This is a genomic window from Citreimonas sp., assembly GCF_042096055.1.
Taxonomy (GTDB): domain Bacteria; phylum Pseudomonadota; class Alphaproteobacteria; order Rhodobacterales; family Rhodobacteraceae; genus Citreimonas.
Genome location: NZ_JBELMH010000006.1, coordinates 1 through 24,233, shown reverse-complemented (window position 1 = coordinate 24,233; position 24,233 = coordinate 1). Strand labels below are relative to the sequence as shown.

The 24,233-nt window shown below is 70.2% G+C and carries 20 protein-coding genes, 1 pseudogene and 1 riboswitch; of the genes and pseudogenes, 17 read left to right on the top strand and 4 right to left on the bottom strand.

The genetic code is table 11. The features are described 5' to 3' along the window. Positions 1 to 98: 98 nt before the first annotated feature. Together ACFDTC_RS02895 and ACFDTC_RS02890 are read right to left on the bottom strand one after the other, a co-directional pair. Positions 99 to 2,900, bottom strand: a complete 2,802-nt coding sequence (locus ACFDTC_RS02895; RefSeq protein ID WP_375257364.1) for a [protein-PII] uridylyltransferase — start codon at positions 2,898 to 2,900, stop codon at positions 99 to 101. Further along, on the bottom strand, positions 2,860 to 4,029 hold the full coding sequence (locus ACFDTC_RS02890) for a penicillin-binding protein activator (RefSeq protein ID WP_375257363.1): 1,170 nt from the start codon (positions 4,027 to 4,029) through the stop codon (positions 2,860 to 2,862). The genes ACFDTC_RS02895 and ACFDTC_RS02890 overlap by 41 nt, the downstream gene beginning before the upstream one ends. 87 nt (positions 4,030 to 4,116) lie before the next feature. Here ACFDTC_RS02890 and rsmI point away from each other — a divergent pair, with 87 nt between their 5' ends. The 4 genes from rsmI to ACFDTC_RS02870 all read left to right on the top strand — a co-directional run bounded on the left by rsmI (position 4,117) and on the right by ACFDTC_RS02870 (position 7,268). Beyond that, entirely contained in the window at positions 4,117 to 5,001 is an 885-nt protein-coding gene (gene rsmI, locus ACFDTC_RS02885; protein WP_375257362.1) for a 16S rRNA (cytidine(1402)-2'-O)-methyltransferase, read from the top strand. Continuing rightward, positions 4,998 to 5,369, top strand: a complete 372-nt coding sequence (locus ACFDTC_RS02880) for a YraN family protein (protein WP_375257361.1) — start codon at positions 4,998 to 5,000, stop codon at positions 5,367 to 5,369. The genes rsmI and ACFDTC_RS02880 overlap by 4 nt, the downstream gene beginning before the upstream one ends. 67 nt (positions 5,370 to 5,436) lie before the next feature. Next, entirely contained in the window at positions 5,437 to 6,372 is a 936-nt protein-coding gene (gene gshB / locus ACFDTC_RS02875) for a glutathione synthase (RefSeq protein WP_375257360.1), read from the top strand. After that, entirely contained in the window at positions 6,369 to 7,268 is a 900-nt protein-coding gene (locus ACFDTC_RS02870) for an alpha/beta hydrolase fold domain-containing protein (RefSeq protein ID WP_375257359.1), read from the top strand. Before gshB ends, ACFDTC_RS02870 begins: the two co-directional genes overlap by 4 nt. On the opposite strand, the gene ACFDTC_RS02865 is transcribed toward ACFDTC_RS02870, so the two are convergent. Beyond that, positions 7,238 to 8,752 carry a YifB family Mg chelatase-like AAA ATPase gene (locus tag ACFDTC_RS02865; protein ID WP_375257358.1) on the bottom strand — a complete coding sequence of 505 codons (1,515 nt, stop codon included), beginning with the start codon at positions 8,750 to 8,752 and terminating at the stop codon, positions 7,238 to 7,240. The genes ACFDTC_RS02870 and ACFDTC_RS02865 overlap by 31 nt on opposite strands. Positions 8,753 to 9,020: 268 nt before the next feature. Here ACFDTC_RS02865 and ACFDTC_RS02860 point away from each other — a divergent pair, with 268 nt between their 5' ends. The 11 genes from ACFDTC_RS02860 (at position 9,021) to ACFDTC_RS02810 (ending at position 21,015) form a co-directional block, all read left to right on the top strand. Next, positions 9,021 to 9,899 carry an RNA polymerase factor sigma-32 gene (locus ACFDTC_RS02860; RefSeq protein ID WP_375257357.1) on the top strand — a complete coding sequence of 293 codons (879 nt, stop codon included), beginning with the start codon at positions 9,021 to 9,023 and terminating at the stop codon, positions 9,897 to 9,899. A 38-nt stretch (positions 9,900 to 9,937) separates the two neighbouring features. Further along, a complete protein-coding gene (locus ACFDTC_RS02855) occupies positions 9,938 to 10,735 on the top strand; it encodes a ChaN family lipoprotein (RefSeq protein WP_375257356.1) in 798 nt (265 codons plus the stop codon). 73 nt (positions 10,736 to 10,808) lie between these two features. Next, positions 10,809 to 12,011: a bifunctional phosphopantothenoylcysteine decarboxylase/phosphopantothenate--cysteine ligase CoaBC gene (gene coaBC, locus ACFDTC_RS02850; protein WP_375257355.1), complete on the top strand. Its 1,203-nt coding sequence runs from the start codon at positions 10,809 to 10,811 to the stop codon at positions 12,009 to 12,011. Continuing rightward, complete coding sequence (gene dut, locus ACFDTC_RS02845; protein WP_375257354.1) at positions 12,008 to 12,463, top strand: dUTP diphosphatase; 456 nt, start codon at positions 12,008 to 12,010, stop codon at positions 12,461 to 12,463. Before coaBC ends, dut begins: the two co-directional genes overlap by 4 nt. Beyond that, a complete protein-coding gene (locus tag ACFDTC_RS02840; RefSeq protein ID WP_375257353.1) occupies positions 12,463 to 13,527 on the top strand; it encodes a ThiF family adenylyltransferase in 1,065 nt (354 codons plus the stop codon). The genes dut and ACFDTC_RS02840 overlap by 1 nt, the downstream gene beginning before the upstream one ends. Before the next feature lie 98 nt (positions 13,528 to 13,625). Then, the gene (locus ACFDTC_RS02835; RefSeq protein ID WP_375257352.1) at positions 13,626 to 15,647 is read left to right on the top strand and encodes a M3 family metallopeptidase; all 2,022 of its coding nucleotides are present in this window, start codon (positions 13,626 to 13,628) and stop codon (positions 15,645 to 15,647) included. Between the two features lie 263 nt (positions 15,648 to 15,910). Further along, positions 15,911 to 16,222: a co-chaperone GroES gene (locus tag ACFDTC_RS02830; RefSeq protein ID WP_375257351.1), complete on the top strand. Its 312-nt coding sequence runs from the start codon at positions 15,911 to 15,913 to the stop codon at positions 16,220 to 16,222. Positions 16,223 to 16,326: 104 nt separating this feature from the next. Next, entirely contained in the window at positions 16,327 to 17,970 is a 1,644-nt protein-coding gene (gene groL, locus ACFDTC_RS02825; RefSeq protein ID WP_375257350.1) for a chaperonin GroEL, read from the top strand. A gap of 154 nt (positions 17,971 to 18,124) precedes the next feature. Beyond that, entirely contained in the window at positions 18,125 to 18,727 is a 603-nt protein-coding gene (locus ACFDTC_RS02820) for a ribonuclease HII (protein WP_375257417.1), read from the top strand. Positions 18,728 to 18,816: 89 nt separating this feature from the next. Continuing rightward, positions 18,817 to 19,932, top strand: a complete 1,116-nt coding sequence (locus tag ACFDTC_RS02815) for a site-specific DNA-methyltransferase (RefSeq protein WP_375257349.1) — start codon at positions 18,817 to 18,819, stop codon at positions 19,930 to 19,932. A gap of 204 nt (positions 19,933 to 20,136) precedes the next feature. After that, positions 20,137 to 21,015, top strand: coding sequence for a DMT family transporter (locus ACFDTC_RS02810; RefSeq protein WP_375257348.1), 879 nt, complete (start codon positions 20,137 to 20,139; stop codon positions 21,013 to 21,015). A gap of 6 nt (positions 21,016 to 21,021) precedes the next feature. Here ACFDTC_RS02810 and aroC read toward each other — a convergent pair whose 3' ends face one another. Beyond that, positions 21,022 to 22,125 carry a chorismate synthase gene (aroC, locus tag ACFDTC_RS02805; RefSeq protein WP_375257347.1) on the bottom strand — a complete coding sequence of 368 codons (1,104 nt, stop codon included), beginning with the start codon at positions 22,123 to 22,125 and terminating at the stop codon, positions 21,022 to 21,024. A gap of 98 nt (positions 22,126 to 22,223) precedes the next feature. Further along, positions 22,224 to 22,324, top strand: a riboswitch (TPP riboswitch). A gap of 35 nt (positions 22,325 to 22,359) precedes the next feature. Here aroC and thiB point away from each other — a divergent pair. Together thiB and ACFDTC_RS02795 are read left to right on the top strand one after the other, a co-directional pair. After that, complete coding sequence (gene thiB / locus ACFDTC_RS02800) at positions 22,360 to 23,340, top strand: thiamine ABC transporter substrate binding subunit (protein WP_375257346.1); 981 nt, start codon at positions 22,360 to 22,362, stop codon at positions 23,338 to 23,340. 26 nt (positions 23,341 to 23,366) lie between these two features. Then, a pseudogene (locus tag ACFDTC_RS02795) lies at positions 23,367 to 24,233 on the top strand (thiamine/thiamine pyrophosphate ABC transporter permease ThiP); the annotation flags it as partial.

Sequence of the window (24,233 nt, the reverse complement as noted above, 5' to 3'; positions counted from 1 at the left end):
GGAAGCCCGCGCTCCGGGAAGGCTGTCCGCGCGGGGCGCCGGTCGTTTGTCGGCGGCTTGCGCGGATTGCCGCCGCAGCGGCCCGCGCGATGCCTGGATCAGCTGCGCGCACGCTCCTTGCCGGCCTCGATCGCCTCGCGCAGCTTCTTCTCGATCAGGTCGCGCTTGACCGCGGAATGCAGCTTCAGCCCGAACATGTCCTTGACGTAGAACGTGTCGACCACCTGCTCTCCGTAGGTCGCGATCACCGCCGAGTTGATGTAGATGTTCTGCGCGGCCAGCGTGCGCGTCAGGTCGTAGAGCAGCCCGCGCCGGTCGCGGGTGTCGACCTCGATGATGGTGAAGATCTCGGACCCGTCGTTGTCGAAGGTGATCGACGTGGGCACGCTGAACGCGCGCTCGCGCTTGCGGAACTTCTCCTTCGGCTCGATCGCCTTGCGGGCCACGACCTCGCCGGCGAGCGTCTTGCGGATCGTCTCGCGCAGGCGGTCGAGGCGGTGCGGGTCGTAGGGGCTGCCGTCCTCGTCCTGAATCCAGAACGCGGCGGTGGCGTAGCCGTCCTTGGTCGTGAAGGTGCGCGCGTCGACCACGTTCGCTCCCGACAGCGCCAGCGCGCCCGCGAGGCGCGAGAAGATGCCAGGGTGATCCTGCAGGGCGAAGCAGACGCGGGTGGCATCGCGATCCTCGTCGGGGTGGATGTCGATGCCGATCTCGTCGGCGGTGATGTCGCGCAGCAGGCGGGCGAAGACCTCGTGCGCGGTGACGTGCAGGCCCTGCCAGTAGGGTTCGTAATGGCGCGTCGTCTCGGTCTTGATCTCGCGCGCGTCCCAGCCGGCGAGGCGTTCGCGCAGCAGGCGCTTGGCCTCGGCCCCGCGGTTCTCGCGGTTGAGCGCCTCCATCCCGTCCTCGAGCGCGCGGCGCGTCTGGCGATAGAGCGCGCGGATCAGCGCGCCCTTCCAGTTGTTCCAGACACCCGGACCCACGCCGCGGATGTCGCAGACCGTCAGCACCGACAGCAGGTCCAGCCGCTCGACCGTCTGCACCGCCTTGGCGAAGTCGCGCACCGTGCGCGGGTCGGCGATATCGCGCTTCTGCGCCATGTCGGACATCAGCAGGTGGTAGCGCACCAGCCATTCAACTGTCGCGACGTCGGCCTTCTTCAGCCCCAGCCGCGGCGCCACCGTGCGGGCGATGCGCGCACCCAAGACCGAGTGGTCCTCGTCCTGGCCCTTGCCGATGTCGTGCAGCAGCAGCGCCACGTACAGCACCTTGCGGTTCACGCCGTCGGCCACGATGCGGCTGATGACGGGCAGCTCTTCTTCCAGTTCGCCGTGCTCGATCTCGGACAGGGTGCGGATGCACTGGATGGTGTGCTCGTCCACCGTGTAGTGGTGGTACATGTTGAATTGCATCATCGCCACGACCGGCGCGAATTCCGGGATGAAGGCGGCCAGCACGCCAAGCTCGTTCATCCGGCGCAGGGCGCGTTCGGGATTGCCGTGCTTCAGCAGCAGGTCGAGGAAGATGCGCCGGCCCTCGCGGCTTTCGCGCAGCTCGCGGTCGATGAGGTGCAGGTTGGCCTTCACCAGCCGCATCGCGTCGGGGTGGATCAGCAGCCCGGTGCGCAGCGCCTCCTCGAACAGGCGCAGCATGTTCAGCTTGTCCGACAGGAAGGCCGCGTCGTCGACGATGGCCAGGCGGTTGCGCTCGACCCGGTAGCCGGGCTTGGTGCGGGGCTGGCGCTTCAGGATCCGCAGGATCAGCGGCGCATCCTTGGTGTTCTCGGCCTCGAGGGCCGCCAGCAGGATGCGCGTCAGGTCGCCCACCGCGGTGGCGTGGCGGAAATAGTCCTGCATGAAAAGCTCGACCGCCCGGCGTCCGCGGCGATCGGAATAGCCCATGCGCGCGGCGATCTCGACCTGCATGTCGAAGGTCAGCTGCTCGTTGGCGCGGCCGGACGCCAGGTGCAGGTGGCAGCGCACCGCCCACAGGAACCGTTCGGCGGCGACGAAGGTCTCGTATTCCTCGAGCCGGAACAGCCCCTTTCGCATCAGTTCGGCCGGGTCGTCGGCGTGGTGAACGTACTTGGCGATCCAGAACAGCGATTGCAGGTCGCGCAACCCGCCCTTGCCCTCCTTCACGTTGGGCTCGACCATGTAGCGTTCGCCCTGCTTGACGTGCCGGGCGTCGCGTTCCTCCAGCTTGGCTGCGATGAAGTCGCGCGCGGTGCCCTCGAACAGGTCCGACCACAGCCGCGCGTCGAGCTCGTCTGCCAGCGCCTCGCGGCCCGCAAGGAAGCGGGTCTCCAACAGCGCGGTGCGGATGGTGAAATCCTCGGCCCCCAGCCGCAGGCAGTCCTTCACCGTGCGCGAGGCGTGCCCGACCTTCAGCTTCAGGTCCCACAGGATGTAGAGCATCGACTCGATGACGCTCTCGGCCCAGGCGGTGATCTTGTAGGGCGTCAGGAAAAGCAGGTCGACGTCCGAGAACGGCGCCATTTCGCCCCGCCCGTAGCCGCCGACCGCCACGACGGCCAGCTGTTCGCCCTCGGTCGGGTTCGGCTTGCGGTGCAGCCGCTCGGTCGCGATCTCGAAGGTCAGCAGCACGACGCAATCGACCACGTGGCGATAGGACCGCGTGGTGCGCCGCGCGGCGAAGGGGTCGCGCGCGAAGGCCTCGGCGATTGCGGCGCGGCCGGATTCGACCGCCTCGCGCAGGCATTTCACCGTCGCCTGGCGGATCGCCATCTCGTCGCCGCCGGCGGGCAGCGACGCGAACAGGGATTCACGCAGCGCCGGCAGGTCGAGGATATCGGCTGCCGGCGCGATGAGGTCGTCAGGGTGCCGCGGTGCGGCCGGTTCAGAAACCGGCGCGTCCGAGGCTGCTGGGAGCGGGGTCAACGATGATCACCTGTCCGTTCTGGATGCTCGCCACGGCGAGTGCGCGCTGGTTGGAGCCGTCGGCGCCCAGCCGGAACCGGCCCGTCGCACCGTCGAAGCCGCTGCCCCGCGTCAGCGCGCTGGCCGGGACCCCGTTGCGCGACGCGCTGGCCGCGATCGCCGAGATCCCGTCGTAGCCGAGACCCGCCAGCGGGTGCGGCGCGCTGCCGTAGGTCTGGGCGTAGCGCCCCTCGAACCCGGACTGGCGGCTGCGGTCGGGCACGGCGAACCACGCGCCGCGCGCGCCGGGCAGGTTGTAAAGCTCGGGCTTCACGTCCCAGCGGGTCAGGCCGATATACTGCACCTTCGCGGGCGCTAGGCCGTTTTCCGGCAGCATCTGCAGCAGCATCGGCATGGCCGCGTTGGTGGCGTCGGTGGTGATGAACACCGTGTCGGCACCCGCCTCGGCCGAGGCACGGGCGCGCTGCGCGGTGGCGGCGACGCCCTCGACCGACAGGGGGTAGCCCTCTGAGGCGATGACGTTCAGCCCTGCACGCGCGGCTGCGCGTTCGGCCGCGACGCGGCCCACCTGGCCCGGCACGTCGTCGGAGTGCACGACGACGACGCTGTCGCGCCCCTGGCTTGCGGCATAGGTCAGCAGCCGCTGCGCCGTGTTGTCGAAGGTGGTGCCCAGCACGAAGACGTTGCCGCCCGCGATCGACGGGTTGTTCGAGAAGCTCAGCACGTTCACGCCCTCGTCGGCCACCGCAAGGCCCGCGGCGTTCGCCGCCTCGCCGTAGAGCGGCCCGAGGATGACGTCCGCGCCCTCGTCGACGGCCTGCTGCGCGCGCGCGGCGGCGGTCGACGCGTTCCCGGCGGTGTCGTAGACCCGCAGGTCGATCCGGCTGCCCGGGTTGTCGGCGATCGCCATGCGCGTCGCGTTTTCCAGCGCCACGGCGATCGAGCCGGCACTCGCGTCGCTGCGCGGCACCAGAAGCGCCACCTGCACCGGCTGGCCGGAGGACGCGGGGCCGCCCGTCTGGCCCGAGGTCTCGGGAAGCGCGACGTCGCAGGCGGCGATCGTCGCGGCCGCGGCAAGGGCTGCAAGCGGGCGCAGCAGCCTGCGCAGCGGGAAGGGCAGGGCGGGCATGGGGGAAACTCCCTCGTTGTTTGTCATGGGATGGGCGTGCCACATGTAAACGCGGCTCGATCATAGCCGGTTGCACGTAGGGGTCCAATGACGAATCCGGACGAAAGGCGGCTTTCCGCGGGGCTTTACCTGGTGGCGACGCCGATCGGCAACGCGCGCGACATCACGTTGCGCGCGCTGGACATTCTGCGCGCGGCCGACGTGCTCGCGGCCGAGGACACGCGCAGCCTTCGGCGGCTGGCGCAGCTGCACGGCATCGACCTCGCCGACCGTCCGCTGCTGTCCTACCACGAGCACAACGGCGCCAAGATGCGCCCCCGCCTGCTGGCCGAGATCGCCGCCGGCCGCGCCGTCGCCTACATGTCCGAGGCCGGCACGCCGACGATTTCCGACCCGGGCTTCGACCTCGCCCGCGCCGCGCGGGCGGACGGGCTGGCGGTGACCACCGCGCCCGGCGCCTCGGCCGTGGTCGCGGCGCTGACAATGGCGGGGCTGCCGACCGACCGGTTCTTCTTCGCGGGCTTCCTGCCTAACGCCGCCAAGGCCCGCCGCCGCGCACTCGAGGAGGTCGCGGCCATCCCCGGCACGCTGGTGTTCTACGAATCGCCCCGGCGCCTAGACGCAATGCTGACCGACGCCGCCGCCGTACTGGGCGGCGCGCGCGAGGCCGCCGTCTGCCGCGAGATCACCAAGAAGTTCGAGGAGCTGCGCGGCGGCACGCTCGACACGCTGGCCGCCCACTACGCCGACGCGCCCGCCAAGGGCGAGATCGTCGTGCTGGTCGGGCGCGGCACCCCGACCGAAGTCGGCGACACCGCGATCGAGGACGCGCTGCGCGACGCGCTGACCACCATGTCGGTGCGCGACGCCGCCGACAGCGTCTCGGGCGCGCTGGGCGTCAAGCGGCGGCAGGTCTACCAGGCCGCAATGCGCCTCTCGGCCGAGGACGACACGCCGGAGCGCGACGCATGAGCACCGGCAACCGCCGTGCGCGCGGCACCACCGGCTATCACGCCGGCCTTGCTGCCGAGGACGCGGCCGTGCGCGACTACGAACGCCGCGGTATGCCCGTCCTCGCCCGCCGCTGGCGCGGCCGGGCCGGCGAGATCGATCTGATCGCGCGCGACGGCGACACGATCGTGTTCGTAGAGGTGAAGACCTCGCGCGATTTCGACCGCGCGCTGTCGCATCTGGGGCCGCGGCAGATCGCCCGGCTCTGCGCCGCGGCCGAGGAATATGCCGGCGCCCACGCCGCCGGGACGCTCACCGAGATGCGCTTCGACGTGGCGCTGGTCGACGGGCAGGGCGCCGTCCGCGTGATCGAGAACGCGCTGGCCTGAGCCGCCGCCATTGCGCGCGCCGCGCGCTTGCGCCATCAAGACCACCTGTTCAGTTGCGGGGATACGCATGAAGGTCGCCTTCCAGATGGACCCGATCACCGGGGTCAATATCGACGCCGACAGCACGTTCCGGATCGCCGAAGAGGCGCAGGCGCGCGGGCACGAGCTGTTCTACTACAGCCCCGAGGCGCTGGCCTACGAAGAGGGCCGCATCACCGCGCGCGGCCACTGGATGAAGGTCCAGCGCGTCAAGGGACAGCCGGCGGTGCTGGACCCGGTCAGCGTGGTCAACCTGTCGGATTTCGACGTGATCTGGCTGCGCCAGGACCCGCCCTTCGACATGCACTACATCACCACGACGCACCTTCTGGACCGCCTGAAGGGCAAGGTGCTGGTGGTCAACGATCCGTTCTGGGTGCGCAACTTCCCCGAGAAGCTGCTGGTCCTCGACTTTCCCGAGCTGACGCCGCCCACCGCCATCGCGCGCGACCTGGCGACGCTCAAGGCCTTCCGCGACCGACACGGCGACATCATCCTCAAGCCGCTCTACGGCAACGGCGGCGCGGGCGTGTTCCGTCTGGAGACCGGCGATCGCAACCTGTCGTCGCTGCACGAACTCTTCACCGGCTTCTCGCGCGAGCCGCTGATCGTGCAGAAATACCTGCCCGCGGTCAGCAAGGGCGACAAGCGCGTCATACTCGTCGACGGCGAGGCCGTGGGCGCGATCAATCGCGTCCCCGCCGAGGGCGAGGTGCGCTCCAACATGCACGTGGGCGGCCGCCCCGAGAAGGTCGCGCTGACGGATCGAGACCGCGAGATCTGCTCGATCATAGGCCCCCGCCTGCGCGAGCACGGACAGGTCTTCGTCGGCATCGACGTGATCGGCGACTGGCTGACCGAGATCAACGTGACCTCGCCCACCGGCATCCAGGAGCTCGAGCGCTTCGACGGCATCAACGTGGCCGGCCGCCTGTGGGAGGCCATCGAGGCCAAGCTGGGATGACACTGCGGCTTCGCGCTCTCGAGACGCAGCTGCGCCTCGTGGCGCGGCGCCGGATGGAGCGCGTGGCAGACCCCGCCGAGGCCCGCGCCGAGTTCGAGGCCGGCGCCCGGCTGATGTTCCGCCCGCCCGCCGGCCTGCGGCACGTGTCGGTTGCGGGCGAACCCGACCGGATCAGCGCGGGCGCGGTCACGCCCGGCCGGGCGATCCTTTATTTCCACGGTGGCGGCTACATCGCCGGCAGCCCGCGCACGCACGCCGCGATGCTGGGCCGGCTGTCCCGCATGACCGGCACCGAGATCCGAGTACCGGACTATCCTTTGGCGCCCGAACATCCGCACCCCGCCGCGTACGACGCCGCCGTCGCCGCGTGGGACGGGCTAATCGCCTCCGGCTTCGCGCCGGCCGACATCGTCCTGGGCGGCGATTCCGCCGGCGGCGGGCTGGCGCTGGCGCTGCTGGCGACCCTGTGCCAGCGCGCCACGCTGCCCGCCGCCGCCTTCGCCCTGTCGCCCTGGACGGACATCACGCTCAGCGGCGACAGCCTGCGCGACAACGCCGCGACCGAGGTGCTTCTGCCCGTGGACCGCGTCGAGGAGGTGCGCGACTACATCCTGCCGCAGGGCGATCCCGCCGATCCGCGCCTGTCGCCGCTGTTTGCCGACTTTCCGGGCTGCCCGCCGGTGCGCATCGACTGGTCCGCGACCGAGATCCTGCGCGACGATTCCCGCCGCATGGTTGACCGGCTGCGCGGCTTCGGCGCGACCGTCGAGGCGGTGGAAGCCCCGCACGGGCCGCATGTCTGGCCGATGTTCCACGGCTACGCGCCCGAGGCCGACGCCACGTTGAGCGCCGTGGCGCGCTTCGTTCAGCGCTCCTTCGCGCCGACCAGCCGGTAGCCCAGCGCCTCGGCCAGGTGCGGGCGCGCGATGGCATCGGCGCCGTCGAGATCCGCGATGGTGCGTGCGACGCGCAGCACCCGGTGGTAGCCGCGCGCCGACAGGCCGAACCGGTCCGCGGCGCGCGACAGCAGGTCGCGTCCCTCGGCGTCCAGCGGCGCGATTTCCTCCAGCAGCTGTCCTTCCGCATCGGCGTTTGTGCGCACGCCGGCGACGCCCTCGAACCGCGCGCCCTGGCGCGCCCGCGCCGCGGCGACCCGCGCCGCGATCTCGGCCGAGCCTTCGGCCGGCGGCGGCAGGTTCAGGTCGGTGAAGGCCACTGGCGGCACCTCGATCCGCAGATCGAAGCGGTCCATCAGCGGGCCAGACACCCGCGCCATGTAATCCGCGCCGCAGCCCGGCGCCTTCGCGCAGGCCTGGGCCGGATCGCTGAGGTAGCCGCACTTGCACGGGTTCGCCGCCGCGACCAGCATGAACCGGCAGGGATAGCGCACATGCGCGTTCGCGCGGGCGACCACGACCTCTCCGGTCTCGATCGGCTGGCGCAGGGTTTCCAGCACCGCGCGCGGGAATTCCGGAAACTCGTCCATGAACAGCACGCCGTTATGGGCCAGACTGATCTCGCCCGGCTTGGCGCCGCGCCCGCCGCCGGTGATCGCGGCGATCGACGCGGTGTGGTGCGGCTCGCGGAACGGGCGCGCGCGCGAGAGCCCGCCCTCGTCCAGCAGCCCGGCGACCGAGTGGATCATCGACGTCTCGAGCGCCTCGATCGGGGTCAGCGGCGGCAGGATGCCCGGCAGGCGCGCCGCCAGCATCGACTTGCCCGACCCGGGCGTGCCCGTCAGCATCAGGTGGTGCCGCCCGGCGGCGGCGATCTCCAGCGCGCGCTTGGCGCGTTCCTGTCCCTTGACGTCGCGCAGGTCCTTCAGGCCGGTCTCGGGTGCCACCACGCCCGCCACCGCCGGCGCGATCACCGACTGCCCCGAGAAGTGCCGCACCACGTCCATCAGCGTGGCCGCGCCCAGCACGGTGCAAGCGTCGACCCAGGCGGCCTCGGGGCCCGAGGCGCGCGGACACAGCAGCTGGCGTTCGTCGGCCGCCGCGGCCATCGCCGCCGGCAGCGCGCCCAGCACCGGCACCAGCGTGCCGTCCAGCAACAACTCGCCCAGCGCCACGGTGCGGGCCACCGCCTCGGCGGGGACGATGTCGAGCGCGGCCAGCAGGCCCAGCGCGATCGGCAGGTCGAAGTGCGAGCCTTCCTTGGGCATGTCGGCCGGCGAGAGGTTCACGGTGATCCGCTTCGACGGCAGCGCGATGGCCAGCGCGGTCAGCGCCGCGCGCACCCGGTCGCGCGCCTCGGACACCGCCTTGTCGGGCAGGCCGACGATCGAGAAGGCGGGCAGGCCGGGGCTGACGGCGCATTGCACCTCGACCGTGCGGGCCTCGACCCCCTCGAATGCAACCGTGTAGGCGTGCGCGACCATGATACCCCTTCCACCACGCGGCAGGGTGCGCCATCGTGGTTAGCGCATGGTTAACGCCACCGCGCCGGGGCGCCGATTGTACGCTCCGAGGCACGAAAACGACATTTCAAGAGGGGCGGATCGCCAAGCGTCGTTCGATGATTGCGAAGATTCCGCCGCGCACGAAACATTTTTCGCAACCGTAAGTGATCCGGTGTCGTTCAGCAGACGTATCTGTCAGCGAGTAACCTGGAACAGGGCCGCCCAGCGGCAGATCATGGGAGCGACTATGGCACTTGACGGATTAAACGATCAGACGCTGTCGCGCCGCGCCATGAAGGCAGAACTTCTGGACGCGGAGACCGAACTGAAACTCGCCTACGCGTGGCGCGATCAGCGCGACGAAGAGGCCCTCCACCGCCTGATCACCGCCTACATGCGGCTGGCGATCTCGATGGCGGCGAAGTTCAAGCGCTACGGCGCCCCGATGAACGACCTGATCCAGGAGGCCGGCCTTGGCCTGATGAAGGCCGCCGACAAGTTCGACCCGGATCGGGGCGTGCGGTTCTCGACCTACGCCGTTTGGTGGATCAAGGCCAGCATCCAGGATTACGTGATGCGCAACTGGTCGATGGTGCGCACCGGGTCCACCTCCAGCCAGAAGTCGCTGTTCTTCAACATGCGCCGCGTTCAGGCGAGGCTCGAGCGCGAGGCCGCCGCCGCGGGCCAGTCGCTTGACCGCCACCAGCTCCGTCAGATGATCGCGACCGAGGTCGGCGTGCCGCTGGCCGATGTCGAGATGATGGAGGGCCGGCTGAGCGGGTCCGACTACTCGCTCAACGCCACCCAGTCGGTCGAGGACGAGGGGCGTGAGTGGATCGACGCGCTGGAGGATAACAGCGCCCAGGCCTCCGAGATCGTCGAGGGGCGGCACGACACCGACCGCCTGCGCGACTGGCTGATCGCCGCCATGGGCGCGCTCAACGAGCGCGAGCGCTTCATCGTCCGCGAACGCAAGCTGCGCGACGACTCGCGCACTCTGGAAAGCCTTGGGAACGAGCTGGGGCTGTCCAAGGAACGCGTGCGCCAGCTCGAGGCCGCGGCCTTCGCCAAGATGCGCAAGTCGCTGGAAAGCCAGTCCCGCGAGGTTCAGCACTTCCTCGCATGACGATTGCGGCGGCCATACGCGGGCCGATGCGCCCGTTCATGGCCGCCCTGGCCGCGTCCTTGTGCCTGTGGGTCCCGGCCTCGGCGCAGGACGACGCCGCGGCGCCCGAAGGCTGGGACGACGCGGATATCGTCTACCTCGGCGAACAGCACGACAACCCCGCACACCACGCGCGGCAGGCCGACCTCGTCGCCGCCCTCGACCCCGCGGCGCTGGTGTTCGAGATGCTGACGCCCGACCAGGCGTCGCTCGTCACGCCCGATCTGATCGCCGACGAGGCCGCGATGGAGGCCGCGCTGGGCTGGAACGCTTCCGGCTGGCCCGACTTCGCCATGTATTACCCGATCTTCACCGCGGCACCGGAGGCCGCCATCTACGGCGCCGCAATCCCGCGCGACCAGGCCCGGCGCGTCATGGACGAGGGCATAGACCCGGTCTTCGGCGAGGACGCTGCGCGCTACGGTCTGACCGACCCGCTGCCCGAGACCGACCAGCAGGCCCGCGAGGCGCTGCAGATGGCCGCGCATTGCGACGCCCTGCCGGCCGAGATTCTGCCGATGATGGTCGATATTCAGCGCCTGCGCGACGCCGCGCTGGCCCGCGCCGCGCTGCAGGCGCTGGAAACCACCAGCGCGCCGGTGGTGGTCATCACCGGCAACGGCCATGCCCGCACCGACTGGGGCGCGCCGGCGGCGGTGGCGCGTGTCGCGCCCGACGTCACGCAGCGCGCGCTGGGGCAGGGCGAGGACGACACCGGCCCGCCCGACGGCACCTTCGACGCGGTCGAGATCACGGCGCCCGTCGACCGGGGCGATCCCTGCGCCGCGTTCAACTAGCCGCCCCGCCCGGCCGCCCTTGCGAAGGCCTGTCGGCTCGCCTTAGGGTCGGCGCGAACGAACGGGGGTGGCGATGCTGTCGGGCAAGCGCATTCTGCTGATCATCGGCGGCGGCATCGCGGCGTACAAGACGCTCGAGCTGATCCGCCTGCTGCGCCGCGACGGCGCCGCCGTGACCCCCGTGATGACCCGCGCCGCGCAGGAATTCGTCACCCCCCTCAGCGTCTCGGCCTTGGCGGGCGAGAAGGTCTACACCGATCTCTTCGACCTCACCGACGAGGCCGAGATGGGGCATATCCAGCTTTCGCGCGTCGCCGACCTGGTGGTGGTGGCGCCCGCGACCGCCGACATGATGGCGAAGATGTCCGGCGGCCATGCCGACGATCTCGCCAGCACGCTGCTGATGGCCACCGACACGCCGGTGATGATCGCGCCCGCGATGAACGTGCGCATGTGGGAACACCCGGCCACGCAACGCAACCTGACCGTGCTGCACATGGACGGCATCCGCGTGATCGGCCCCGACGACGGCGACATGGCCTGCGGCGAATACGGCCCCGGCCGGATGTCCGAGCCCGCCGCGATCCTGCGCGCCGTGCAGGCCGTTCTGGGCGACGGCCCGCTGAAGGGTAAGCGCGTGCTGGTGACTTCGGGCCCGACGCACGAGCCCATCGACCCGGTGCGCTACATCGCAAACCGGTCCTCGGGACGGCAGGGCACCGCGATCGCCGAGGCGCTGCGCAATCTCGGCGCCGATGTGACATTCGTCACGGGCCCGGCCGATGCGCCGCGCCCGCAGGGCTTGCGCGTGATCGAGGTCGAGACCGCCGTGCAGATGCGCGAGGCGGCGCTGGCCGCGCTGCCCGCCGACGCCGCCGTGTTCACCGCGGCGGTGGCCGATTGGCGGGTGGCGCGGCCCTCGGACCAGAAGATCAAGAAATCGCCCGACGGGCAGCCACTGCTGGATTTCGTCGAGAACCCCGACATCCTGGCCGAGGTGGCGCAGTTGCGGGGCGGCCGGCCGGCGCTGGTCGTGGGCTTCGCGGCCGAGACGCAGGACGTCGAGGCCAATGCCACCGCCAAGCGTGCGCGCAAGGGCTGCGACTGGCTGGTCGCCAACGACGTCTCGCCGGCGACGGGCATCATGGGCGGGACCGAGAACGCGGTCGTCCTGGTGACCGCGGACGGTGCCGAGACCTGGGAGCGCATGGCCAAGGCCGAGGTCGCCCGCCGCCTTGCCCACCGGATCGCCGACGCGCTGGCGCCGGGCGCATGATCGCGATCGCCATCGCCTGGGAGGACGGCGCCGACCGCGCGCTGGGCCTGCCGCGCTACGAGACCGAGGGCGCCGCCGGCGCCGACCTACGCGCGAACCTGCCCGACCGTGGGGCGATCGACATCGCCCCCGGCGGCCGCGCGCTTGTGCCCACCGGTCTGCGCCTTGCGATCCCGGACGGGTACGAGGTGCAGATCCGCCCGCGGTCCGGGCTGGCGCTGAAGCACGGGATCACGCTGCCCAATTCGCCGGGCACGATCGACAGCGACTATCGCGGACCGCTGGGCGTGATCGTGATGAACGCGGGCGGCGCGCCCTTCCGCATCGCGCATGGCGACAGGATCGCGCAGATGGTTGTCGCGCCGGTTCTGCGGGCCAGTTTCCGGGAGGTCGACGCGTTGCCCCCCAGCGGGCGCGGCGCCGGCGGGTTCGGTTCCACCGGGAGGACGTGATGCTGCTGGTCCTGGCAATGGCGGCCGCGCTGTGGGGCGTGGGTCGATTGACGGGCGCGCCGCGCAGCGCGCGCGTCTACATGCTCGGCCTGCTGTTCGTCGCCGTTGTGGGGCTGCACCTGATCCTGCCCGACGGGCATCCGCTGCGCGAGGCGACCGGGGGCGAGGCCGCGCCCTGGCTGATCCTGGGCGGTTTCGTCGTGCTTTGGGCGGCCTATGCCCGCGTGCTGCGCCGCGTCCGCGTCCGCGCCGAGGCGCAGGAGGATGCCGCCCGCCCCGCGCCCGAGCCGGGCCGTTTCGCCGACGGCGAGCTCGACCGCTACGCCCGTCACATCGTGCTGCGCGAACTGGGCGGGCCGGGCCAGAAGCGGCTGAAGCAGGCGCGCGTTCTCGTCGTCGGCGCGGGGGGGCTTGGCTCTCCGGCGCTGCTGTACCTCGCCGCGGCGGGCGTCGGCACGATCGGCGTGATCGACGACGACGCGGTGGATGCCACGAACCTGCAGCGCCAGGTGATACACCGCGACGACCGGATCGGCATGCCCAAGGTCTTCTCGGCCGAGGCGGCGATGACGAGCGTGAACCCGTTCGTGACCGTGCGGCCCTATCACCGCGCGCTGACCGAGGACATCGCCGGCGCGTTGTTCGAGGATTACGACCTGATCCTCGACGGCTGCGACAGCTTCGACACCCGCCAGCTGGTGAACCGCGTGGCCGTGGCTCAGGGCAAGCCTCTGGTCTCCGGCGCGCTGTCGCAATGGGAGGGGCAGGTGAGCGTGTTCGATCCGGCGCACGAGGGGCCGTGCTATGCCTGCGTCTTCCTCGAGAAACCCGCCGCGGGCCTCGCGCCCAGCTGCGCCGAGGCGGGCGTGTTGGGGCCGCTGCCGGGCGTGGTGGGCTCGATGATGGCGGTCGAGGCGGTGAAGGTCATAACGGGCGCCGGAGCGGCACTGCGCGGCGAGATGCTGATCTACGACGCGCTGTGGGGCGAGACGCGGCGCATCGCGCTGAAGCGCGCCGAGGCCTGCCCGGTCTGCGGCGGGGCCGCCGGTCGCCGCTCGCGCTGACGCGCATCGCCCCGCCCGCTGTCCCACCGGCGGCATCCCGTGCCGTTGCGCCGGGCCGGGGCGGGGCCTAGATCAGTCGGGAAATCGAGGAGACACCGATGACCACGCCGCTTCTTGCGCCTTGGGACACCCCCTTCGCGCTGCCGCCCTTCGACGCGATCGAGGATTCGCACTTTGCCCCCGCCTTCGACGAGGCGCTGGCCGAGCACCGCGTCGAGATCGAGGCGATCGCCGCCAACCCCGAGCCGCCCAGCTTCGAGAACACGATCCTCGCGCTGGAGGGTGCGGGCGAGGCACTGGACCGCGTGCTGGGCGTGTTCTTCAACCTCGCGGGCAGCGATTCCAACCCCGAGCGGCAGGCGCTGCAGCGCGACTTCAGCCCCCGGCTGGCCGAGCACGGCGCCGCGATCTACGCCAACAAGCGGCTGTTCGACCGCGTCCGCACCCTGTGGGAGACGCGCGCCGATCGTGACCTGTCGGACGAGGAGCTGCGCGTGCTGGAACTGTCGCACCGCGCCTTCGTCCGCGCCGGCGCCGCGCTCGAGGGCGACGACGCCGAACGCATGACCGCGATCAAGTCGCGCCTGTCGGTGCTGGGCACGCAGTTCACGCAGAACCTGCTGAAGGACGAGGCGGACTTCCTGCTGCCGCTGTCCGAGGGCGATCTGGACGGCCTGCCCGATTTCGTCGTCGACTCGGCGCGCGCGGCGGGCGAGGCGGCGGATCTCGACGGGCCGGCGCTGACGCTGTCGCGTTCGCTCATCGTGCCGTTCCTGCAATTCTCGCCACGCCGCGACCTGCGCGAGCGCGCCTGGCGCGGCTGGACCCTGCGTGGTGCCAACGGCGGCGAGACCGACAACCGCGGCATCGCCGCCGAAATCCTGGCGCTGCGGGCCGAGCGCGCGGCGCTGCTGGGCTATCCCGATTTCGCGCATTACAAGCTCGAGACCGAGATGGCCGGAAGCCCCGACCGGGTGCGCGACCTGCTGGGCCAGGTCTGGGCGCCCGCCCGCGCGCAGGCCGAGGCGGACGCCGCCGAGATGCAGGCGATGCTGCGCGCCGACGGCCATGACGGCCGGCTCGAGCCGTGGGACTGGCGCTATTACGCCGAGAAGCGGCGCCGTGCGCTGCACGACCTCGACGAGACGGCACTGAAGCCGTACCTGCAGCTCGACCGGATGATCGAGGCGGCGTTTTCCTGCGCCAACCGGCTGTTCGGGCTGGACTTCGCGCCGCTCGACGTGCCGCTCTACCACCCCGATTGCCGGGCGTGGGAGGTGACCCGCGACGGCGAGCACGTGGGCGTGTTCATCGGCGACTACTTCGCGCGGGCGTCCAAGCGCTCGGGCGCATGGTGCTCGGCCTTCCGCAGCCAGGCGCGGCGGCCGCAGCCGCGCACGCCGGTGGTGGTCAACGTGTGCAACTTCGCCAAGCCGTCGAAGGGCAAGCCCGCGCTGCTGAGCTACGACGACGCGCGCACGCTGTTCCACGAATTCGGCCACGCGCTGCACCAGCTGCTGTCGGATGTGGAGTTCGGCTCGATCTCGGGCACGTCGGTGGCACGCGACTTCGTCGAACTGCCCAGCCAGCTTTACGAGCACTGGCTGGAAGTGCCCGAGGTGCTGGGCGAATTCGCCACCCACGCCACCACGGGCGAGGCGATGCCGCAGGAGATGCTCGACCGCGTACTGGCGGCCGCGACCTTCGACATGGGCTTCCAGACGGTGGAATACATCGCCTCGGCGATGGTCGACCTCGAGTTCCACTCGGGACCGCCCCCGGCCGACCCGATGCAGAAGCAGGCCGAGGTGCTGGAAGGTCTGGGCATGCCGCGGGCGATCGCGATGCGCCACGCCACGCCGCATTTCGCGCATGTCTTCGCCGGCGACGGCTATTCCAGCGGCTACTACAGCTACATGTGGTCCGAGGTCATGGACGCCGACGCCTTCCAGGCGTTCGAAGAAGCGGGCGGCGCCTTCGATCCCGCGATGGCCGAGAAGCTGGAGCGGCACATCCTGTCGCGCGGCGGATCGGCCGAGGCCGAGGCCCTGTACACGGCGTTCCGCGGCCGGATGCCCGGCGTCGAGGCGCTGCTGAAGGGGCGCGGCCTGGCGGCGTGACGGCGACGGCGCTCGCGGCCTTGCAGGCCGCATCGCCCCGCCCGCCGTCCCCGGCCTTGGGGGCGGCAGGCGGCCGCGCCGGGCATTACCGCGCCGATCCGCGCGCAGCGCACGCCGGACATGCGAAAAACGCAACACGGGTTGTTGACAGGCGCGCGAGCCATGCCTAATTCAGCTTCGTTAGCACTCGACCAAAGCGAGTGATAACGGTCCGGCGGAACGCGCCGGACCAGAGGGATAACTTTGAGCTAGGAGACTCGAAGATGGCATTCAAACCGCTTCATGACCGCGTGCTGGTTCGCCGCGTCGAAGGTGAGGAAAAGACCAAGGGCGGTCTGATCATCCCCGACAGCGCCAAGGAAAAGCCCGCCGAGGGCGTCGTCGTTGCCTGTGGCGAGGGTTCGCGCAAGGACAGCGGCGAGCTGATCGCGATGGCCGTGTCGGCCGGCGATCATATCCTGTTCGGCAAGTGGTCGGGCACCGAAGTCACGATCGACGGCGAAGAGCTGCTGATCATGAAGGAATCGGACATCCTCGGCATCATCGAGGGCCGGAAGGAAGCCAAGGCCGCCTGAGACGCGCCCGGCTCTTCCATACGTAACGGATACCCGGCACCCGGGCAGGGCGCGCCGATCGCGCCACCGGCTGCCGAAACCACCCCATTCAGGAGAACGCACAGATGTCTGCCAAGGACGTGAAGTTCGATACCGACGCCCGCAATCGCATTCTGAAAGGCGTCAACACGCTGGCCAACGCCGTCAAGGTCACGCTGGGCCCCAAGGGCCGCAACGTGGTGCTGGACAAGTCGTTCGGCGCACCGCGCATCACCAAGGACGGTGTCAGCGTCGCCAAGGAAATCGAACTGGAAGATAAGTTCGAGAACATGGGCGCGCAGATGGTCAAGGAAGTGGCCAGCCGCACCAACGACGAAGCCGGTGACGGCACCACCACCGCGACCGTTCTGGCCCAGGCCATCGTCAAGGAAGGCATGAAGGCCGTCGCGGCCGGCATGAACCCGATGGACCTCAAGCGCGGCATCGACCTCGCCACCTCGAAGGTCGTGCAGCACATCCGTGACGCCGCCCGCAAGGTCGAGAACTCGGACGAAGTCGCGCAGGTCGGCACCGTGTCCGCCAACGGCGAGGCCGAGATCGGCCGCATGATCGCCGACGCGATGCAGAAGGTCGGCAACGAAGGCGTCATCACCGTCGAGGAGAACAAGGGCCTCGAGACCGAGACCGACGTCGTCGAGGGCATGCAGTTCGACCGCGGCTACCTGTCGCCGTACTTCGTGACCAACTCGGACAAGATGGTCGCCGAGCTGGAAGACTGCTTCGTGCTGCTGCACGAGAAGAAGCTGTCGTCGCTGCAGCCGATGGTTCCGCTGCTCGAGCAGGTGATCCAGTCGCAGAAGCCGCTGCTGATCATCGCCGAGGACGTGGAAGGCGAAGCGCTGGCCACCCTCGTGGTCAACAAGCTGCGCGGCGGCCTGAAGATCGCGGCCGTCAAGGCACCGGGCTTCGGCGATCGCCGCAAGGCCATGCTGCAGGACATCGCGATCCTGACCGGCGGCCAGGTCATCAGCGAAGACCTGGGCATGAAGCTCGAGAACGTCACCATGGACATGCTCGGCACCGCCAAGAAGATCTCGATCAGCAAGGACGAGACCACCATTGTTGACGGCGCCGGTGAAAAGTCCGAGATCGAGGCGCGCGTCAGCCAGATCCGCAACCAGATCGAAGAGACGACCAGCGACTACGACCGCGAGAAGCTGCAGGAGCGTGTTGCCAAGCTGGCAGGCGGCGTTGCCGTCATCCGCGTCGGCGGCATGACCGAGATCGAGGTGAAGGAGCGCAAGGACCGCGTCGACGACGCGCTGAACGCCACCCGCGCCGCGGTTCAGGAAGGCATCGTGGTCGGCGGCGGCGTCGCCCTGGTGCAGGGCGCCAAGTCGCTCGAAGGCGTCAAGGGTGCCAACAGCGACCAGGAAGCCGGCATCGCCATCGTGCGCCGCGCGCTGGAAGCTCCGCTGCGCCAGATCGCCGAGAACGCAGGCGTCGACGGTTCGGTCGTCGCGGGCAAGATCCGCGAGTCCAGCGACCTGAAGTTCGGCTACAACGCTCAGACCGACGAATATGGCGACATGTTCAAGTGGGGCGTCATCGACCCGGCCAAGGTCGTCCGCACCGCGCTCGAGGACGCATCCTCGATCGCCGGCCTGCTGATCACCACCGAGGCGATGGTCGCCGAGAAGCCGCAGAAGGAAGGCGCTGGCGCCGGCGGCGGCATGCCCGACATGGGCGGCATGGGCGGCATGATGTAATCACGCCGATCCTGGCCAGGATCATCGGGGGCGTCCTTCGGGGCGCCCCTTTTTCGTGGCGCGGCACGCCGCCGATGCCCCGCCGTCCCGCTTGCGTGCCGCGTGCGGATGCGGTTTGAGTGGAGGCGTGGAGCCGCTACTGCCGACATACGAGATGCCGCACTGGGCGGCCGGACGCGTCGTCGCCGGCGTGGACGAGGTCGGCCGCGGGCCGCTTGCCGGGCCCGTGGTGGCCGCCGCGGTGATCCTGCCCGCGCACGCGATCCCCGAGGGGCTGGCGGATTCCAAGGTCCTGCCCGCCCCGCGCCGCGTCGCGCTCGACTTGGTGATCCGCGCCGGCGGGCATGTGGGCCTGGGCCAGGCCAGCGTGGCCGAGATCGACGCAATCAACATCCTGCAGGCGACCTACCTCGCGATGCGGCGCGCGATCGCGGCGCTGCCCGTGGCACCGGCGCATCTGCTGATCGACGGCAACCGCCTGCCGCCCGAACTGCCCTGTGCGGCCACGACCATCGTGAAGGGCGACGGCTGCTGCCCGTCCATCGCCGCGGCCTCGATCGTCGCCAAGTGCTGGCGCGACGCGCATATGTGCGACCTCGCGCAACACTTTCCCGGGTACGGCTGGGAGACCAACGCCGGGTATGGATCGAAAAGCCACAGGGATGCGCTTCGAAATCTTGGGATCACCCCACATCATAGACGTTCGTTCCGGCCCGTACACGATATCTTGTATCAAGAAGAAACCGCAACTGGCTGATTCAATTTAAAAATTGACGGCGAATCGGGTTTGACTCATTTTCGTCCTCAACCACAGAGCGCATCAAGCGCCGGGGCAGAGGCAGAGACATGAGAACGATGACCAAACCCAAGGGCGCCGCAGCGCTTCCCCTCAACACGATCCTGAACGGCGATTGCGTCGCCGTCATGGACAGCTTGCCCGAGTCGTCGGTCGACCTGATCTTCGCCGATCCGCCCTACAACCTTCAGCTGCGCGGCGACCTGCACCGCCCGGACAATTCCCGTGTCGACGCCGTCGACGATCACTGGGACCAGTTCGACACCTTCGCCGCCTACGACCGCTTCACCACCGACTGGCTGCGCGCCGCGCGCCGGGTGCTGAAGCCCAACGGCGCGCTCTGGGTCATCGGGTCGTACCACAACATCTTCCGCGTCGGCGCCAGCCTGCAGAACGAAGGCTTCTGGATCCTCAACGACGTGGTCTGGCGCAAGTCGAACCCGATGCCGAACTTCCGCGGCAAGCGGCTGACCAACGCGCACGAGACGATGATCTGGGCCACCAAGAGCGAGGGCGCCAAGTACACCTTCAACTACGAGGCGCTGAAGGCCCTGAACGAGGGCATCCAGATGCGCTCGGACTGGGTGCTGCCGATCTGCAACGGCGGCGAGCGGCTCAAGGACGCCAACGGCGACAAAGCGCATCCCACGCAAAAGCCCGAGGCGCTGCTGCACCGCGTGCTGATCGGCGCGACCAACCCCGGCGACGTGGTGCTCGACCCGTTCTTCGGCACCGGCACGACCGGCGCGGTGGCCAAGATGCTGGGCCGCGACTTCATCGGGATCGAGCGCGAGCACGCCTATATCGAGGTCGCCGAGAAGCGCATCGCCAACGTGCGCCGGCTCGACAAGACCGCGCTGGAAGTCTCCCGCTCGAAGCGCGCCGAGCCGCGCGTGCCCTTCGGCCAGCTGGTCGAGCGCGGTATGCTCCGCCCGGGCGAGACGCTGGTCTCCATGAACGGCAAGGCCGCCAAGGTCCGCGCCGACGGCACGCTGGCCGTCGACGGGCTCAACGGCTCGATCCACCAGGTCGGCGCCGCGCTGGAAAACGCGCCCAGCTGCAACGGCTGGACCTACTGGTGCTTCAAGCGCGACGGCAAGACCGTGCCGATCGACGTGCTGCGCCAGCAGATCCGGTCCGAGATGGACGGCGCGCCGCACGCCTGAACGGCCGCGCGTCCAACAGCTTCACCAGACATCGCATGCCTTGCGCCCCGGCCCGTCGCCGGGGTGCCGCCTTGCCTCGCCTGTCCCGCAGGCGGGGCCTTTTCGCGTTTCCGTTAGTCGCCAAACGCATACCGGCCATTCACGCTGCGCTGCGGCGGCGTTTTCACGTTGGCATGGGTGCATTGGGCGTCTAGCACTCGGGGCATGGATCTGCGCGCGCTGTTTCTGGGTCTGGCCTTCGCGGCCATGTGGTCGTCGGCCTTCACCTCGGCCCGGATCATCGTCGCCGCCGCCCCCCCGGTGGGCGCGCTGGCGCTGCGCTTCCTCATCTCGGGTCTCATCGCGGTCGCGCTGGCCTGGGCGCTGGGTCAAAGCTGGCGGCTGACGCGGGCGCAGTGGCGCGCCACGATCGTCTTCGGCCTGTGCCAGAACGCGCTGTACCTGGGCCTCAACTTCGTCGCCATGCAGACGGTCGAGGCGTCGCTGGCGGCAATCATCGCGTCGACCATGCCGCTGCTCGTGGCGCTGGCCGGCTGGCTGGTGTTCCGCGAGGCGATCCGCCCGCTGGCGGCAGCGGGCCTCGTCGCGGGCGTGCTGGGCGTGGCGCTGATCATGGGCTCGCGGCTCGAGGCCGGGGGCGACCCGTTCGGCGTGATGCTCTGCGTGCTGGGCGTCGTCGCGCTGACCGTGGCGACTCTGGCGGTGCGCGGCGCCACCTCGGGGGGCAACTTCCTGATGGTCGTCGGCCTGCAGATGCTGATCGGCAGCGCGGCGCTCTGGCCCGTGTCGCTGGCGACTGAGGCCTACGTCATCGACTGGTCGGGCACGCTGGCCGTGGCGTTCCTCTACACCACGCTGGTGCCGGGGCTCGCGGCGACGCTGGTGTGGTTCTACCTGGTGGACCGGATCGGCGCGGTGCGCGCCTCGACCTTCCACTTCCTCAACCCGTTCCTGGGCGTGCTGATCGCCGCCGCCTTCCTCAGCGAGGCCGTCGGGCCGATGGACCTGATCGGCGTGGCGATCATCTCGGCCGGCATCCTCGCAGTGCAGCTGTCGAAGGCCCGGCAGGTCGTCCGGGCCTGACCGGTCTCAGCCGCCGATCACGCCGCCCTCGTCGCCGACCTGTCCGCGATGCAGCAGCAGGTGGTCCAGCAGCACGCAGGCCATCATCGCCTCGCCCACGGGGACCGCGCGGATGCCCACGCAGGGGTCGTGCCGGCCCTTGGTGACGATCTCGGTTTCCTCGCCGTCCATGGTGATCGTGCGCCGCGTCGTCAGGATCGACGAGGTCGGCTTGACCGCGAAGCGCACGACGACGTTCTGCCCGGTGGAAATCCCGCCCAGGATGCCGCCCGCGTGGTTCGAGCTGTAGCGCGGCCCGTCCGGCCCCATGAAGATCTCGTCCGCGTTGGCGCTGCCGGTCAGCGCGGCGGCGGCCATGCCCTCGCCGATCTCGACGCCCTTCACCGCGTTGATGCTCATCATCGCGCTCGCCAGATCGATGTCGAGCTTGCCGTAGACCGGCGCGCCCAGGCCCACCGGCACGCCGCGCGCCACCACCTCGATCACGGCGCCGACGCTTTCGCCCGACTTGCGCAGATCGTCGAGGTAGGTCGCCCAGTCGTCGGCCGTCTGCGCGTCGGGGCACCAGAACGGGTTCCGGTCGATCTGGCCCGCGTCATAGCGGTCGCGGTCGATCCCGTGCGGGCCCATCTGCACCATCGCGCCCTGGATGCTCAGGCCAGGGGCCAAGCGCGCCAGCGCGGCACGCGCCAGCCCGCCCGCCGCCACCCGCGACGCGGTTTCGCGCGCGGACGACCGCCCGCCGCCGCGATAGTCGCGCCTTCCGTATTTCTGGAAATAGGTGATGTCCGCGTGCCCGGGCCGGAATTTCCCGGCGATGTCGCCGTAATCCTTCGAGCGCTGGTCGGTGTTCTCGATCATCAGCTGCACCGGCGTGCCGGTGGTCTCGCCCTCGAACACGCCCGACAGGATGCGCACTTCGTCGGCCTCGCGCCGCTGGGTGGTGTATTTGTTCTGCCCGGGCTTGCGGCGGTCCAGCCAGTGCTGCAGCGCGGCCTCGTCGATGGGCACGCCCGGCGGCACGCCGTCGACCGTCGCGCCGATCGCGGGTCCGTGGCTTTCGCCCCAGGTGGTGACGCGAAACAGATGTCCGAAGCTGTTGACGCTCATGGCCGTCTCCCCTGGTTGCCGCCGCGTCGGGATAGGGCAGGGGGCGCCGCGTCTCAAGGGGATTCCGGTTGAAGCGCCCCCCGCGCGGCCCTAGGGTTCCCGTCACCTCGGGGTGCCCACGCGGGCTGAGATGCGCACACGCGAACCCGTCGAACCTGACCCGGTTAACACCGGCGGAGGGAAGGTTTCGGGCCAAGCCCATCCTTGCCTTCCGCCGCAAACGTGGAGGATGGCATGAAAGCCCTCACATTTGCAGCGGGCCTTGCTTTTGCGACGGCCGCCGCCGCGCAGCAGGAGACGCTGACCGTCTACGCGCCCGACTACTTCGTGTCCGAATGGGGCCCCGGCCCCCGGATCGAGGAGCTGTTCGAAGCGCGCTGCGACTGCGACCTGCAGTTCCTGCCCGGCGACCTGCTGCCGCGCCTGTTGCTCGAAGGCGAGCGGACCGAGGCCGACGTGGTCATCGGCCTGAACACCGACGTGACGCAACGCGCCCGCGAAAGCGGCCTCTTCGCGCCGCACGGCGTCGACCTTGGGCCGCTGACCCTGCCGATCGAATGGGACGACGACGTCTTCGTGCCGTTCAACTACAGCCACACCGCCTTCGTCTACGACACCACGCGGCTCGACACCCCGCCCGACAGCTTCGACGCGCTGCTGAACGCCCCCGATGACCTGCGGATCGTGATCCAGGACCCGCGCAGCTCGATTTCGGGCCTCGCCATGGCGCTGTGGGTCCACGCGATCTATGGCGACGAGGCGCAGGCCGCCTGGGCGCAGCTCGCCCCCAAGATCGTCACCGTCACGCGCGGCTGGTCGGAAAGCTACGGCCTCTTCACCGATGGCGAGGCCGACATGGTTCTGTCCTACACCACCTCGCCCGCCTACCACCTCATCGCCGAGGAGGACGACACCAAGAAGGCCGCGATCTTCCCCGAGGGCCACTACTTCATGGTCGAACTGGCCGCCAAGGTCGCCGGCACGGACCAGCCCGAGCTGGCACAGGACTTCATGGACTTCATCCTGTCGCAGGATTTCCAGTCGATGATCGCCACCGGCAACTGGTCCTTCCCCGCCGCCCTGCCGCGCGAGCAGTGGCCCGCGGGCTTCCAGCAACTAGACCTGCCCGACGAGGTGCTGTTCTATTCCGAAGACGAGGCTGCCGCCCTGCGCGACGAGGCGATCGAGGCGTGGCGCCAGGGCCTGTCGCGCTGATCCCGCGCGCGCTCGGCGGCGGGGGCATGGCCCGGGTGACGGCGCCGTGCGCCGCCGGGATGCTGGCGGCGCTGACGCTGGGGCCCATCGCCGCCGTGCTGGTGCGCGCGGGCGGCCCCGGCGCGGTGTCGGCGGCCGATCTCGCCGCGCTGCGCTTCACGATCGTGCAGGCGGCGCTGTCGGCGGCGTTTTCCTGCGCGCTGGCGGTGCCGGTGGCGCGCGCGCTCGCGCGGCGGCGCTTCGTCGGGCGCGGCGCGCTGGTGGCGCTGCTGGGCGCGCCCTTCATCCTGCCGGTGATCGTCGCCGTCATGGGGCTGATCGCGCTCTTCGGTCAGGCCGGGCTGGTCAACGACGCGCTGGCGGCCCTGGGCCTGCCGCGCATGGACATCTACGGGCTGCACGGCGTCGTCATCGCGCATGTCTTCTTCAACCTGCCGCTGGCGGTGCGGATCCTGCTGCAGGGCTGGCTGGACCTGCCGGCCGAGCGCTTTCGCCTCGCCGCCAGCCTGCGCCTGACGCCCTGGGCGATCTTCACCACGCTGGAATGGCCGCTGCTGCGCCGGCTGCTGCCCGGCGCCTTCGCGGTGATCTTCGTCATCTGCCTGACCAGCTTCGCGGTCGCGCTGACGCTGGGCGGCGGCCCGCGCGCCACGACGGTCGAGCTGGCGATCTACCAAGCGATGCGCTTCGACTTCGACCTGTCGCGCGCGGCGACGCTGGCGCTGATCCAGCTGGCGCTGGCGCTGGGGGCGGGTTGGGTGGCGCTGCGCCTGTCGCGCGGCGCGGGCTTCGGCACCGGCCTCGACCGGCTGCCGCTGCGCTGGGACGGTCAGGGCAAGGCCGCGCGCCTGTCGGATGCCGCGTGGATCGCGCTGGCGGGCGCCTTCCTGCTG

What these genes read in the sequence shown, in the direction of transcription:
- coaBC (WP_375257355.1), top strand. Translation starts at nt 10,809, where the DNA reads ATGCTGTCGGGCAAGCGCATTCTGCTGATCATCGGCGGCGGCATCGCG.
- ACFDTC_RS02855 (WP_375257356.1), top strand. Translation starts at nt 9,938, where the DNA reads ATGGCCGCCCTGGCCGCGTCCTTGTGCCTGTGGGTCCCGGCCTCGGCG.
- ACFDTC_RS02870 (WP_375257359.1), top strand. Translation starts at nt 6,369, where the DNA reads ATGACACTGCGGCTTCGCGCTCTCGAGACGCAGCTGCGCCTCGTGGCG.
- ACFDTC_RS02890 (WP_375257363.1), bottom strand. Translation starts at nt 4,029, where the DNA reads ATGCCCGCCCTGCCCTTCCCGCTGCGCAGGCTGCTGCGCCCGCTTGCA.
- gshB (WP_375257360.1), top strand. Translation starts at nt 5,437, where the DNA reads ATGAAGGTCGCCTTCCAGATGGACCCGATCACCGGGGTCAATATCGAC.
- dut (WP_375257354.1), top strand. Translation starts at nt 12,008, where the DNA reads ATGATCGCGATCGCCATCGCCTGGGAGGACGGCGCCGACCGCGCGCTG.
- rsmI (WP_375257362.1), top strand. Translation starts at nt 4,117, where the DNA reads ATGACGAATCCGGACGAAAGGCGGCTTTCCGCGGGGCTTTACCTGGTG.
- groL (WP_375257350.1), top strand. Translation starts at nt 16,327, where the DNA reads ATGTCTGCCAAGGACGTGAAGTTCGATACCGACGCCCGCAATCGCATT.
- ACFDTC_RS02820 (WP_375257417.1), top strand. Translation starts at nt 18,125, where the DNA reads ATGCCGCACTGGGCGGCCGGACGCGTCGTCGCCGGCGTGGACGAGGTC.
- ACFDTC_RS02840 (WP_375257353.1), top strand. Translation starts at nt 12,463, where the DNA reads ATGCTGCTGGTCCTGGCAATGGCGGCCGCGCTGTGGGGCGTGGGTCGA.
- ACFDTC_RS02835 (WP_375257352.1), top strand. Translation starts at nt 13,626, where the DNA reads ATGACCACGCCGCTTCTTGCGCCTTGGGACACCCCCTTCGCGCTGCCG.
- ACFDTC_RS02810 (WP_375257348.1), top strand. Translation starts at nt 20,137, where the DNA reads ATGGATCTGCGCGCGCTGTTTCTGGGTCTGGCCTTCGCGGCCATGTGG.
- ACFDTC_RS02880 (WP_375257361.1), top strand. Translation starts at nt 4,998, where the DNA reads ATGAGCACCGGCAACCGCCGTGCGCGCGGCACCACCGGCTATCACGCC.
- aroC (WP_375257347.1), bottom strand. Translation starts at nt 22,125, where the DNA reads ATGAGCGTCAACAGCTTCGGACATCTGTTTCGCGTCACCACCTGGGGC.
- ACFDTC_RS02865 (WP_375257358.1), bottom strand. Translation starts at nt 8,752, where the DNA reads ATGGTCGCGCACGCCTACACGGTTGCATTCGAGGGGGTCGAGGCCCGC.
- thiB (WP_375257346.1), top strand. Translation starts at nt 22,360, where the DNA reads ATGAAAGCCCTCACATTTGCAGCGGGCCTTGCTTTTGCGACGGCCGCC.
- ACFDTC_RS02815 (WP_375257349.1), top strand. Translation starts at nt 18,817, where the DNA reads ATGAGAACGATGACCAAACCCAAGGGCGCCGCAGCGCTTCCCCTCAAC.
- ACFDTC_RS02830 (WP_375257351.1), top strand. Translation starts at nt 15,911, where the DNA reads ATGGCATTCAAACCGCTTCATGACCGCGTGCTGGTTCGCCGCGTCGAA.
- ACFDTC_RS02860 (WP_375257357.1), top strand. Translation starts at nt 9,021, where the DNA reads ATGGCACTTGACGGATTAAACGATCAGACGCTGTCGCGCCGCGCCATG.